Origin of the sequence: Pseudomonas sp. PDM02 (genome assembly GCF_014852285.1) — a bacterium.
GTDB classification, from domain to species: Bacteria; Pseudomonadota; Gammaproteobacteria; order Pseudomonadales; family Pseudomonadaceae; genus Aquipseudomonas; species Aquipseudomonas migulae.
The window spans coordinates 491,204-504,725 of sequence record NZ_JACVBL010000002.1 but is presented as its reverse complement, the minus strand read 5'-3'; the positions used below and the strand labels follow the sequence as shown (position 1 = coordinate 504,725).

9 protein-coding genes are annotated in these 13,522 nt (G+C 60.4%); all 9 read right to left on the bottom strand.

The window, feature by feature from the left end; translation table 11 throughout:
- Nucleotides 1-80: 80 nt before the first annotated feature.
- Complete coding sequence (locus IB245_RS05710) at nucleotides 81-3,356, bottom strand: DUF2126 domain-containing protein (protein ID WP_192226932.1); 3,276 nt, start codon at nucleotides 3,354-3,356, stop codon at nucleotides 81-83.
- 397 nt (nucleotides 3,357-3,753) lie between these two features.
- Entirely contained in the window at nucleotides 3,754-6,057 is a 2,304-nt protein-coding gene (locus IB245_RS05705) for a YgiQ family radical SAM protein (RefSeq protein ID WP_192226931.1), read from the bottom strand.
- A gap of 191 nt (nucleotides 6,058-6,248) precedes the next feature.
- Entirely contained in the window at nucleotides 6,249-7,643 is a 1,395-nt protein-coding gene (dnaB, locus tag IB245_RS05700; RefSeq protein ID WP_008035349.1) for a replicative DNA helicase, read from the bottom strand.
- 119 nt (nucleotides 7,644-7,762) lie between these two features.
- A complete protein-coding gene (rplI, locus tag IB245_RS05695) occupies nucleotides 7,763-8,209 on the bottom strand; it encodes a 50S ribosomal protein L9 (protein WP_008035347.1) in 447 nt (148 codons plus the stop codon).
- A gap of 19 nt (nucleotides 8,210-8,228) precedes the next feature.
- Nucleotides 8,229-9,122 carry a hypothetical protein gene (locus IB245_RS05690; RefSeq protein ID WP_008035345.1) on the bottom strand — a complete coding sequence of 298 codons (894 nt, stop codon included), beginning with the start codon at nucleotides 9,120-9,122 and terminating at the stop codon, nucleotides 8,229-8,231.
- 36 nt (nucleotides 9,123-9,158) lie between these two features.
- Entirely contained in the window at nucleotides 9,159-9,389 is a 231-nt protein-coding gene (gene rpsR, locus IB245_RS05685) for a 30S ribosomal protein S18 (RefSeq protein ID WP_002551829.1), read from the bottom strand.
- A gap of 28 nt (nucleotides 9,390-9,417) precedes the next feature.
- Nucleotides 9,418-9,840: a 30S ribosomal protein S6 gene (gene rpsF, locus IB245_RS05680; protein ID WP_008035342.1), complete on the bottom strand. Its 423-nt coding sequence runs from the start codon at nucleotides 9,838-9,840 to the stop codon at nucleotides 9,418-9,420.
- Between the two features lie 285 nt (nucleotides 9,841-10,125).
- A complete protein-coding gene (gene rlmB, locus IB245_RS05675; RefSeq protein ID WP_192226930.1) occupies nucleotides 10,126-10,890 on the bottom strand; it encodes a 23S rRNA (guanosine(2251)-2'-O)-methyltransferase RlmB in 765 nt (254 codons plus the stop codon).
- The gene (gene rnr, locus IB245_RS05670; protein WP_192226929.1) at nucleotides 10,887-13,505 is read right to left on the bottom strand and encodes a ribonuclease R; all 2,619 of its coding nucleotides are present in this window, start codon (nucleotides 13,503-13,505) and stop codon (nucleotides 10,887-10,889) included. The genes rlmB and rnr overlap by 4 nt, the downstream gene beginning before the upstream one ends.
- Nucleotides 13,506-13,522 lie beyond the last annotated feature (17 nt).

The following is a 13,522-nucleotide window of genomic DNA, read 5'->3' as shown; positions in this document are numbered from 1 at the left end:
CGGCAGACAGCAAGGAACGGTCAGACTAACGCACGCTCATGACGCCCGGATATACGAAAAATCCGAGCGTCGCGTACGGTTTAGAAACGTCGTAAATCGAGAGTCATCGGCAGCTCGTCGTTTATTTCCAGAATCGGTATAGGAAGTTTCCCCGGGCTGTGTCCGATGCGGAAGAAACGCGCCATCCTCCGACTCTCGGCTTCATTGGCGTTCACCGGCAAGCTGTCATAGTTGCGCCCGCCCGGATGGGCGACGTGGTACTGACACCCCCCCAGCGAACGCTGCATCCAGGTGTCGAGCAGGTCGAACACCAGCGGCGCATGGACCGGGATCGTCGGTTGCAGACAGTTGGCCGGCTGCCAGGCACGAAAGCGCACGCCTGCGACGAACTCGCCCACCCGGCCGGTCGGCTGCAAAGGCACCGGAACGCCGTTGCAGGTCAGCAAATAGCGCTGCGGTGCCAGGCCGGTGAGCTTCACCTGCAAGCGCTCCAGGGACGAATCCACGTAGCGCACCGTGCCGCCGACCGCGCCCTCCTCGCCCAGTACATGCCAAGGCTCCAGCGCCTGACGCACTTCCAGTTCGATGCCGCTGACGGCGTAATCGCCGACCTTGGGAAAGCGAAACTCCAGATGCGCGGCAAACCACTCGGCCCGCACCGGATAACCCGCGGCATTGAGGTCGACGATCACATCAGCGAAATCCTGCTCGATAAAGTGTGGCAACAGGAACCGGTCGTGCAATTCCGTGCCCCAGCGCGCCAGTTTCGGCGGCGCATAAGGCTCGCGCCAGAACCGCGCAACCAGCGCTCGCAGCAACAACTGCTGCGCCAGGCTCATGCGCGCGTGGGGCGGCATTTCAAAAGCGCGCAACTCCAGCAAGCCAAGGCGCCCCGTTGCGCCATCGGGCGAATAAAGCTTGTCGATGCAGAATTCGGCGCGATGAGTGTTACCCGTCACGTCTATCAACAGGTTGCGCAGCAGCCGGTCGACCAGCCACGGCGCGCATTCCTCGCCGGGTTGAGGCATCTGGGCGAAGGCGATTTCCAGCTCGTACAACGCATCGTTGCGCGCTTCATCGACGCGCGGCGCCTGGGACGTCGGGCCGATGAACAATCCGGAAAACAGGTAGGACAACGAAGGGTGGTTATGCCAGTAACTGATCAGGCTGCGCAGTAAATCGGGACGGCGCAGGAACGGTGAGTCAGCCGGTGTCGCGCCGCCCAGTACGAAATGGTTACCGCCGCCGGTGCCGGTGTGTCGGCCGTCGATCATGAATTTTTCAGTGGTCAGCCGCGTCTGGCGCGCTTCTTCGTAGAGAAACTCGGTGCGTTCGACCAGTTCATCCCAGGTGGCGGACGGCTGCACGTTGACCTCGATCACGCCTGGGTCCGGGGTAATGCGGAAGTTGCTCAGGCGCGGATCGCTTGGCGGCTCATAGCCTTCCAGCAGCACCGGACAATGCAGTTCCTCAGCCGTGGCCTCGATTGCAGTGACCAGCTCCAGATAATCCTCGACTCGCTCCAGCGGCGGCATGAACAAGTACAACCGCCCCTCCCGCGCCTCGGCGCAGAAGGCGGTGCGCGTCAGCCAATCGGCGGATTCGTCGATTTCCAGATCACGCTCGACCGCTTCGGCCGCGGCGGCGGGGCGGCTCAACTGCTGAGTATCCGGGAGCGTCGGGAATTCCTGATTGGGATCGTTGGGGTAGATGAACGGATACTCGGCGGCTTTCACCCACGGCTGCGAGCCCAGCGGCAAGCGATAACCCAGTGGCGAATCCCCCGGCACCAACCGGCAGTGCTCGTCGCGCAGGTACCAGCGGCCGCTTTGCCACTGATCGCCCTTGGCCGTGCGCGCCAGTGGCAACACTTGGCCGATCACTTTATCCAGCCCCTGACTGAAGACTTTGCGCAGTCGCGCACGCTCCAAGGGTTCTTCCAGACGCGAATCTTCGGCGCTGACGTTCTGCGGCAAAGTGCCTTCGCGCCAGAGGTAATAGAAATTGTCTTCGTAGGCCGGGAACACAAAGCGTGTCGGAATTTTCAGGCGTTCGGCGACACTCGCCAGAAAACGCCCAGCCAGTTCGCCATCGGCACCGTAGTCTTCTTGCTCATCGGCAATCAGCGCGCTGTTGTGCCAGATCGGCACACCATCGCGACGCCAGTAGCAGTTCAGCGACCAGCGTGGCAGTTGCTCGCCGGGGTACCACTTACCTTGACCGAAATGCACCAGTCCTTTGGGTGCGTAATGTTTGCGCATTCGCTGGAACAGCTCGGCGGACAAACGCCGCTTGTCTGGCCCCAGCGCGGCGGTGTTCCACTCGGCGCCGTCCGGATCGTCGATGGAGACGAAGGTCGGCTCGCCGCCCATGGTCAGGCGTACGTCGCCTTCCAGCAGGTCGGCATCAATCTGCCGGCCCAGCGCCTGGATCGCCAGCCATTGATCTTCGGTGTAGGGCTTGGTGACGCGCGGCGCCTCCCAAATCCGCTCAACGGACATTTCGTGGGTGAATTCGCACTCGCACGGCTCCACCAGGCCACTGATCGGTGCCGCAGAGCCCGGATCGGGACTACACGCCAACGGAATGTGTCCTTCACCGGCAAACAGGCCTGAGGTCGCGTCCAGGCCGATCCAGCCGGCACCGGGCAAATAGACCTCGCACCAGGCGTGCAAATCGGTGAAATCCACGTCGGTGCCCGACGGACCGTCGAGGCTTTTGACGTCGGCGGTCAGTTGAATCAGATAACCGGAGACAAAACGCGCCGCCAGGCCCAGGTTACGCAGCAGCTGCACCAGCAGCCACGCCGAGTCGCGACAGGAACCGGAGGCATGTTCGAGGGTGTGTTCGGGCGTTTGCACGCCCGGCTCCATGCGGATCAGGTAGCCGATGTCCTCGCTCAGGCGCTGATTGAGCGCGACGAGGAAATCCACGCTGGGCAGCGGCGTGCGATCGATGCCGTCCAGATAAGCCTTGAATTTCGGCGTCAGCGGCAGGGTTTCCAGGTACGGCGCCAGTTCCTTGCGCTCGTCCGCGGCGTAGGCAAACGGGATTTTTTCCGCGTAGGGTTCGAGGAAGAAGTCGAACGGATTGAACACCGCCATTTCCGCCAGCAGATCGACCTCGATCCGCAGTTCCTCGGTTTTCTCCGGGAACACCAGACGCGCCAGGTAATTGCCCTGAGGGTCCTGCTGCCAGTTAATGAAATGCTGCTCGGGCGAGACTTTCAGCGCATACGACAGTATCCGCGTACGGCTGTGGGCGGCCGGGCGCAGGCGAACAATCTGCGGACCGAGCTCGACAGCGCGGTCGTAGCGGTAATGCGTGACGTGGTGCAATGCGACATGAATCGACACGGCGTGCCTCCTGCGAGCCTTAAGCGTTATCGAAAGCGCGCAAGACTTATGCCATCCAGTGGCGCTGGCGCTTTCTCCGGTTGCTTGAGGCAGTACAGCACCAAAATCGGGCGATGCGGGAAATTGGTTTGGGGGCGCTGCACGCAAATGTGGCGACCAGTGGGCTGTCAGCTGGAATTGGCTGCGGCTGTAGTGGCCTCATCGCGAGCAGGCTCGCTCCCACAATGATCTCTGTCGTTCACAAATTCTGCATCCAAAGAAAAACCTGTGGGAGCGAGCCTGCTCGCGATGAGGCCAGTAGCTACAACCCATTATCTGACTCTGAAAACGCCCGCTTGGTTGCCGCACACAAAAACGCCAACCCGAAGGTTGGCGTTCTGTTCAGCTCAAGTGAGGCTTAGCGCGGCACAACCGGCTTGCGCGCAGGCTTCGGCCCTTTGCCTTTGGCGGCATCCTTGCGCTCCTTGGCCGCCTGCTGGTTGCGGGCAAATGCCGCTGCCTTGGCCTGTTCACGCTTGTCCCACGGGTTACCGCCATCGCTGGCACGTGGTGGCAGACCGGTGTGCTGGGTCAGGATCTTGGTAGTCTTCTCACCCGCGACCTTGTGACTGCCGGCCGGCGTCGAGTTCTTGCGACGGGCGCTCTGGTAGCTGTCGCTCGCAGGCTGATGCAGCGGGATCAACTGGTTCTTACCCGGCCCGATCAGGTCGGCGCGGCCCATGCGGGTCAGCGCTTCACGCAGCATCGGCCAGCCTTTCGGGTCGTGATAACGCAAGAACGCCTTGTGCAGACGACGCTGCTCTTCGCTCTTGACGATGGTCACGGCGTCGCTCTTGTAAGTGACCTTGCGCAGCGGGTTCTTGCCCGAGTGGTACATCGCGGTGGCGGTGGCCATCGGCGACGGGTAGAACGCCTGCACCTGGTCGGCACGGAAGCCGTTGCCCTTGAGCCACAGGGCCAGGTTCATCATGTCTTCGTCGGTCGTGCCCGGGTGAGCGGCAATGAAGTACGGAATCAGGTACTGCTCTTTCCCGGCTTCCTTGGAGTACTTCTCGAACATGCGCTTGAACTTGTCATAGCTGCCGATGCCCGGTTTCATCATCTGATTGAGCGGACCTTCCTCGGTGTGTTCCGGGGCGATCTTCAGGTAACCACCGACGTGGTGGGTCACCAGCTCCTTGACGTACTCCGGCGACTCGACGGCGAGGTCGTAGCGTAGACCGGAAGCGATCAAAATCTTCTTCACACCCGGCAACGCACGGGCGCTGCGATACAACTGGATCAGCGACGAGTGGTCGGTGTTCAGGTTCGGGCAGATGCCAGGGAACACGCACGATGGCTTGCGGCACGCGGATTCGATTTCCGGGCTCTTGCAGGCGATGCGGTACATGTTCGCGGTCGGGCCGCCGAGGTCGGAAATGACGCCGGTGAAACCTGGCACCTTGTCGCGGATCTCTTCGATTTCGCGAATGATCGACTCTTCGGAACGGTTCTGGATGATCCGGCCTTCGTGCTCGGTAATCGAGCAGAAGGTGCAGCCGCCGAAGCAGCCACGCATGATGTTCACCGAGAAGCGGATCATGTCGTAGGCAGGGATTTTTTCCTTGCCGTACGCCGGGTGTGGAATACGTGCGTAAGGCATGCCGAACACGTAGTCCATTTCTTCGGTGGTCATCGGAATCGGCGGCGGGTTGAACCAGACGTCGACTTCGCCGTGCTTCTGCACCAGCGCGCGCGCGTTGCCCGGGTTGGTTTCCAGGTGAAGCACGCGGTTGGCGTGAGCGTAAAGCACTGCATCGCCACGGACCTTCTCGACCGACGGCAGACGGATCACCGTCTTGTCGCGGGTCATTTTCGGGCTGGCCAGAATCTGTACGACTTTGGCTTCGCTCGGGTCTTCAACCGGCCCCTTTTCCTGCTCGATGGCGCAGGCCTGGGTGTCCTGGGTGTTGACGTACGGGTTAATGATCTTGTCGATCTTGCCCGGACGGTCGATGCGCGTGGAGTCGACTTCGTACCAGTCTTTCGGCGTGTCGCGACGGATGAACGCGGTGCCGCGCACATCGGTGATGTCTTCGATCTTGTGGCCGTAGGACAGGCGCTGGGCGACTTCGACAATCGCACGCTCGGCGTTGCCGTAGAGCAGGATATCGGCACAGGCGTCGATCAGGATCGAGTTGCGCACCCGGTCCTGCCAGTAGTCGTAGTGGGCGATGCGGCGCAGGGAAGCTTCAATACCGCCGAGTACGATCGGCACGTTCTTGTAGGCTTCCTTGCAGCGCTGGCTGTAAACCAGGCTCGCGCGATCCGGACGTTTGCCCGCCAGGCCACCGGGGGTGTAGGCGTCGTCGGAACGGATTTTCTTGTCGGCGGTATAGCGGTTGATCATCGAGTCCATGTTGCCGGCCGCGACACCGAAGAACAGGTTCGGCTCGCCGAGCTTCATGAAGTCGTCTTTGGACTGCCAGTTCGGCTGGGCAATGATCCCGACGCGGAAGCCCTGGGACTCCAGCAGCCGGCCGATGATCGCCATGCCGAACGACGGATGGTCAACGTAGGCATCACCGGTGACGATGATGATGTCGCATGAATCCCAGCCGAGCTGATCCATCTCCTCCCTGCTCATTGGCAGGAATGGCGCTGGACCGAAGCATTCGGCCCAGTACTTGGGATAGTCAAATAACGGCTTGGCTGTTTGCATGACGATGACCGGTGTTGAGATGAAAAATCGCGGGCGCGGAATATAGCACAAAAAATGACCAATTCCGACGGTTATGGTCGGAAATTGGTGGCGACCTCATTCGCGGGCAAGCCTCGCTCCTACAGAGGAATGTGATCCCCTGTAGGAGCGAGGCTTGCCCGCGAATGAGGCCCTGACAGGCGCTACATAATTTACTCGTCGTCGAAGTTGTAGCTACCCGGCGCCAGGTTTTCGAAGCGGGTGTACTTACCGATGAACGCCAGTCGCGACGTGCCGATTGGGCCGTTCCGCTGCTTGCCGATAATAATTTCGGCGATGCCTTTGTGTTCGGTTTCCGGGTGATAAACCTCATCCCGGTACACGAACATGATGACGTCGGCATCCTGCTCGATCGCTCCGGATTCCCGGAGGTCGGAGTTGATCGGCCGTTTGTTCGGTCGTTGCTCCAGGGAGCGGTTGAGCTGGGACAGCGCCACCACCGGGCAATTGAATTCCTTGGCCAGGGCCTTCAAGGAACGCGAGATCTCGGAAATCTCGTTGGTCCGGTTGTCACCACCGGAACCCGGAATCTGCATCAATTGCAGGTAGTCGATCATGATCAGGGCGACATCGCCGTGCTCACGCACCAGACGCCGGGTCCGCGCGCGCATTTCCGACGGGCTGATGCCCGCCGTATCGTCGATGAACAGCTTGCGGTCGTTGAGCAGGTTGACCGCCGATGTCAGGCGCGGCCAATCGTCGTCGTCCAGGCGACCGGCACGGACCTTGGTCTGGTCGATACGGCCGAGGGACGACAACATACGCATGATCAGCGATTCGCCTGGCATCTCGAGCGAGTAAACCAGCACGCACTTGTCGCTGCGCAACACGGCGTTTTCCACCAGGTTCATCGCAAAGGTGGTTTTACCCATCGACGGACGGCCGGCGACGATGATCAAGTCGGCCGGCTGCAGGCCGCTGGTCTTCTCGTCGAGGTCGGTGTAACCGGTGGACAAGCCAGTGATGGCGTTATCGGTGTTGAACAAGGTGTCGATGCGGTCGATGGCCTTGGTCAACAGGTCATTGACGCTCACCGGGCCGCCGGTTTTAGGCCGGGCCTCGGCGATCTGGAAGATCTGCCGCTCGGCTTCGTCGAGAATCTCTTCAGCCGTGCGACCTTCCGGGTTGAAGGCGCTGTCGGCAATCTCGGTGGCGATGCCGATCAACTGCCGCAACGTCGCTCGCGCGCGAACGATCTGCGCATACGCCTTGATGTTGGCGACGGACGGCGTGTTTTTCGCCAGTTCACCGAGGTAACCGAGGCCGCCGACCTGCGAGGTCTGACCTTCCTTGTCCAATTGCTCGGCAAGGGTCACGACGTCGATCGGGGAGTTCTGGTCGGCGAGTTTGGCGATCGCGCGGAAAATCAGGCGGTGGTCATGTCGATAGAAATCGCCGTCGGAGACTTGATCAAGCACGCGCTCCCAGGCGTTGTTGTCCAGCATCAAACCACCGAGCACGGCCTGTTCGGCCTCGATGGAATGCGGCGGCACCTTCAGGGAAGCGGTTTGCAGATCGTATTGCTCGGGAGCGGAGATATCGTTCATGGCCACTTGAATAGTTGTGAAAATCAGGAACTGCAGAAAGACAAAGGGCACGACCTGTAAACAGGATCGTGCCCGATGTTACCGGCAAGCACCCGAGGGTGCCAGCCGACAAGTGCTGCTTAAGCTGCTACCACGACAACGCGTACGGTGGCTTCAACTTCGGCGTGCAGGTGCACGGCTACGTCGAATTCGCCTACGTTGCGGATGGTGCCGTTCGGCAGACGAACTTCGCTTTTTGCAACTTCAACGCCAGAGGCGGTCAGTGCATCAGCGATGTCGTGAGTACCGATCGAACCGAACAGCTTGCCTTCGTCACCAGCGGTGGCAGTGATAGTCACTTCCAGCTCAGCCAGTTGGGCGGCACGGCTTTCAGCCGAAGTTTTACGGTCTGCTGCGGCTTTTTCCAGCTCAGCGCGACGCTCTTCGAACGCAGCCAGGTTGGCTGGGGTCGCGGCGGTAGCTTTGCCGTAAGGCAGCAGGTAGTTACGACCGTAACCAGCCTTAACGTTTACTTTGTCACCCAGGTTGCCCAGGTTGGTGACTTTTTCCAGAAGGATCAGTTGCATGTGAAAATCCTCTTAACTTTTAACCTTCACCGTTCGCGCTATCGACGTCTTTCGGCGTCGAACGACCGCGAAAATCAATCAGGCTGTCGACGATGGCCAGGACCACCAGCAACGGATAGATCAGCTGCATGAACAGCAACAGCGTGACGTACAACCCCACCAGCCAGAACCTGGCCAGTCGCTTTTGCGCCACCAGCCCGTGAATCAGGGCCAGCCCGGCGAACACCAGCGGTACACTGCACAACGGCGTCAACATGGCCATCTGCGGGCCGATGTTCGGCCCCAGAAGCATGAACGCCAGCAGTAACATCGCCAGCCCCAGCGGGAATCGGATGGCGCGAAATTCGCGACCAAAACCACCCGGGTTGTACAACAACGCCTGCCAGTAGCGCCCGACAATCAGGCTCAGCACACTGACGATTTGCAACAAGGCCGCAATCAGGCCAGTCAGGACCGGTGCAATCAGGGACGCAAAATGCGCTTGCTCGTCTACCGACAACTTCTGGTAGACATCACCGAGTAGCGACGGCATGACCTTTATCAAGGCCTGCGCCAGCATCTCGATTTGGGGAGCAAAAACTGTCCCCAGCACCACTGCAAACACCACTCCCATCGCTATGCTGACCAGCAGCACGCGGTTCCAGGACTCGCTTGCGCGCAAAACCAACGCAAGGCTCGAAGACCCCAGCAGCACCAGAAGTGCCCGTGGGTCATCGGAGTAAAGCCACCAGATCAACGCCGGCAGCAGTCCCAGAGCAAGTACGCCAAGGGCGTCCTTCAATCCGCGCCGCAGGAGCACTAGGCATCCAGCGGCAGCACCCAACCAATACAACAACGGCAATGTTGCGCATCCGGCCACTACGAGAGTGGCCTGCATACGGCCGCGCATGATGAACTCAGCTATGGCACGCATGCATTCAATCCTTTGCTACGTGTCGACTGCCCGGTCTCAGCGGCCGTGGCTGTCGGTGTAGGCCAGCAGGGCCAGGAAGCGGGCGCGCTTGATAGCGGTGGCCAGCTGACGCTGATAACGAGCTTTGGTACCGGTGATGCGGCTTGGAACGATTTTGCCGGTCTCGGATACGTAGGCTTTCAGAGTGTTGAGATCTTTGTAATCGATCTCTTTCACGTCTTCAGCGGTGAAGCGGCAGAATTTACGACGACGGAAGAAACGTGCCATGTAATAGGCTCCTCAAAAGGTCCGTGGATTACTCGTCAGCGTTATCGCTGTTGTCGCTGTCATCACCATCAACGCCTTCGGCGTCGGAGTGCTCAGGACGGTCGCGACGCTCACGGCGCTCACTGCGGTTTTCTTCAGCCTTGAGCATCTCGGATTGGCCGGTAACGGCTTCTTCGCGACGGATGACCAGGTTACGGATCACTGCATCGTTGTAGCGGAAGTTGTCTTCCAGCTCGGCCAGGGCCTTGCCAGTGCACTCAACGTTCAGCATCACGTAGTGAGCCTTGTGAACATTGTTGATTGCGTAGGCCAGTTGACGACGGCCCCAATCTTCCAGACGGTGGATTTTGCCGCCGTCTTCTTCGATCAGCTTGGTGTAACGCTCAACCATGCCGCCGACTTGCTCGCTTTGATCCGGGTGGACCAAAAAGATGATTTCGTAATGACGCATGAATGCTCCTTACGGGTTGTAGCCTGCCGCTCAAAAGCGGTCAGACAAGGAGTGAATGACACTTATGGACTTGCTTGCGATAGACACATGCGTGCCTGCCGTCACAGCAAGGGGCGCAATTGTAGAGAAGGGACAGAAGAGGTGCAAGGCAATTGGTGATTATTTGAACAACCACCAATTACCCCATACCTGTAGGAGCCGGCTTGCTGGCGATTCAGGCAACGCGGTGCTTCAGAAGTACCGTGGCGCTTGGATCGCCAGCAAGCCGGCTCCTACAAGGGAGTGTCAGGGCTTCTTGCCAGTGGCGGCTTTTACGCTGCGCTGGCGCTGGGCCTCGAACAGGCAGACGCCGGTCGCCACGGAAACGTTGAGACTGCTGACGCTGCCGGCCATCGGCAGGTGCACCAGGTAGTCGCAAAGATCGCGGGTCAGGCGACGCATGCCGCTGCCTTCCGCGCCCATGATCAGGATGGTCGGCCCGGTCATGTCTTGCTGATACAGGCTCTGCTCGGCTTCGCCCGCCGTACCGACGACCCACAAGCCGCGCTGCTTGAGCTTTTCAAGCGTACGCGCCAGGTTGGTCACGGCGACCAACGGAATCACTTCCGCCGCGCCACACGCAACCTTTCGCACCGTTGGAGTCAGCGTGGCCGACTTGTCTTTCGGCACGATCACCGCCAGCGCACCGGCCGCATCGGCCGAACGCAGGCAAGCGCCAAGGTTGTGCGGATCGGTCACGCCGTCGAGCACCAGCAACAGCGGTGCACCATCGGTGCGATCGAGCAGTTCGTCGAGCATTGCCTCGCCCCAGACCTGGCTCGGACTCACGTCCGCCACCACGCCCTGGTGCACGCCTTCAACCCAGGCATCCAGCTCGCGACGTTCGGCATTGCCGACGGCCACGCGGTTTTCGGCCGCGAGCGCGATCAGCGTCTGAACCCGCGGATCACTGCGGCCTTCCGCCAGCCAGATCTGCTTGACGCGTTTCGGGTGGTGACGCAGCAATGCTTCTACCGCATGCACGCCGTAGATTTTTTCCAACTGACTCATGACTTGGCCTTAGGTTTACGCGCCCCGCCGCTTTTGGCTGGGGCCGAGCCCGCTTTCGGCGGGCCTTTACGGTGTTTGCTCGGTTTGCTGCCGGGAGCCTTGTCAGGCGCCGACCACCCGGTCTTTCCCCCAGACGCCGCTTTACCACCGCTTTTCGCTTCAGACAGCAACGCCTGCTTCATTTCACGGCTTTTGCGCAGCTCAGCATTTTTCGCTGCCGCATCGCTTGGGCGATAGGCTTCGACTGCTTTTTCCTTGGCAGGACGACGACCGGTTTTCGCCGGCGCCGGCTCTGCTGCAGTCTTGCCAGCAGGTGCAGCGGTTTCAGTCCCGCGCTTTTTGCGGCCGATCGGTGCGCTGATGGTTTTTTCAGCCATCTCGAAGTCGATCTTGCGCTCGTCGAGGTCGACGCGCATGACGCGCACTTCAACGGTGTCGCCAAGGCGGAAGCTACGACCGGTGCGCTCACCGGCGAGGCGGTGATGCACAGGGTCGAAGTGGTAGTAATCGCCCGGCAGCGCAGTGACGTGCACCAGGCCTTCGACGTAGATATCGGTCAGCTCGACGAACAGGCCAAAACCGGTCACGGCGGTGATCACACCCGGGAACGACTCGCCCACGCGGTCTTTCATGAACTCGCACTTGAGCCAGTTCACCACGTCGCGGGTCGCTTCGTCGGCACGGCGCTCGCTCATCGAGCACTGCTCGCCGAGCTGCTCCAGCGCGGCTTCGTCGTACGGATAGATGCGCGCCTTCGGAATGGTCATCGCGCCGGCACGGCGAACGTGCGGGGTGTCCATTTTCGAATGAATGACGCTGCGGATCGCCCGATGCGTGAGCAAGTCCGGGTAGCGGCGGATCGGCGAAGTGAAGTGGGTATAGGCTTCGTAATTCAGGCCGAAGTGGCCCTGGTTATCAGCGCTGTACACCGCCTGACTCAGCGAACGCAGCATGACGGTCTGGATCAGGTGGAAATCCGGACGGTCCTTGATGCTTGCCAGCAAGGCCTGGTAATCCTTCGGCGACGGGCCGTCCTTGCCTTTGTGCAGGGACAGGCCGAGCTCGCCAAGGAAGGCGCGCAGTTTTTCCAGACGCTCCGGTGGCGGACCATCGTGGACGCGATACAGCGCAGGAATTTCGTGCTTCTTCAGGAATTCGGCAGTGGCCACGTTGGCCGCCAGCATGCATTCCTCGATCAGCTTGTGTGCATCGTTACGCACGGTCGGACGGATTTCGGCAATCTTGCGCTCGGAACCGAAGATGATCCGGGTTTCCTGCGTTTCGAAATCGATCGCGCCACGCACATGACGGGCCGCCAACAGCACCTTGTACAGCGAATACAGCTGCTTGAGGTGTGGCAGAACGTCGGTGTATTCGCCGCGAAGCTGGCGAGCCTCGGTAACTTTCGGCGTCTCCAGCATGGTGCTGACCTTGTTATAGGTCAGACGGGCATGGGAGTGAATCACTGCTTCGTAGAAGCAATAGTCGGTCATTTCGCCGGATTTGGAGATGGTCATCTCGCAGACCATGGCCAGACGATCGACATGTGGATTCAGCGAGCACAGGCCGTTGGACAGCTGCTCAGGCAGCATCGGCACTACGCGCTCCGGGAAGTAAACGGAGTTGCCGCGAACCTGGGATTCGTTGTCCAGCGCGGAACCGATTTTCACGTAGCTGGAAACGTCGGCAATCGCCACGTACAACTTCCAGCCACCGGAGAACAGGCGCAGCTTGCCAGGTTTGGCTTCGCAGTAGACTGCGTCATCGAAGTCGCGCGCATCTTCACCGTCGATGGTCACGAACGGCAGATGGCGCAGGTCGATGCGCTTCTCTTTGTCTTTCTCTTCGACTTCCGGCTTGAGCTTGGCGGCTTCTTTCAAGACCGCTTCAGGCCAGACGTGCGGAATATCGTAGGTGCGCAGGGCGACATCGATTTCCATGCCCGGCGCCATGTAGTTGCCCACGACTTCGACCACGTCGCCTTGCGGCTGGAAGCGTGGCGTCGGCCAGTGAGTGATCTTCACTTCGACGAACTGACCGACTTTGGCGTTGGCATTGCGGCCCGGCGTAACCAGCACTTCTTGCTGGATCTTCGGATTGTCCGCCACCACGAAGCCGATACCGCCCTCTTCGAAGTAACGGCCGACGATGGTTTCGTGAGCGCGGGAGACCACTTCGACGATCATGCCTTCGCGGCGACCGCGACGGTCCAGACCGGAGACACGGGCAAGCGCACGGTCGCCATCGAACACCAGACGCATTTGCGCCGGGCTCATGAACAGGTCGTCACTGCCGTCGTCCGGGACCAGGAAGCCGAAGCCGTCACGGTGACCGCTGATGCGGCCCAGGATCAGGTCGAGCTTGTCCACCGGCGCATATGTGCCACGACGGGTATAGATGAGTTGAGCATCGCGCTCCATGGCGCGCAGGCGGCGGCGCAGGGCTTCGATCTGGTCTTCTGTGATCAGACCAAACTCTTCGACCAGTTGCTCGCGGTTAGCAGGCGAACCCCGATCAGCAAGGTGCTGAAGGATCAGTTCGCGGCTAGGAATAGGGTTTTCATATTTTTCCGCTTCACGAGCGGCCTCGGGATCGAGGGACTGCCAATCGGCCATTAGAGAGTTTTCACCTT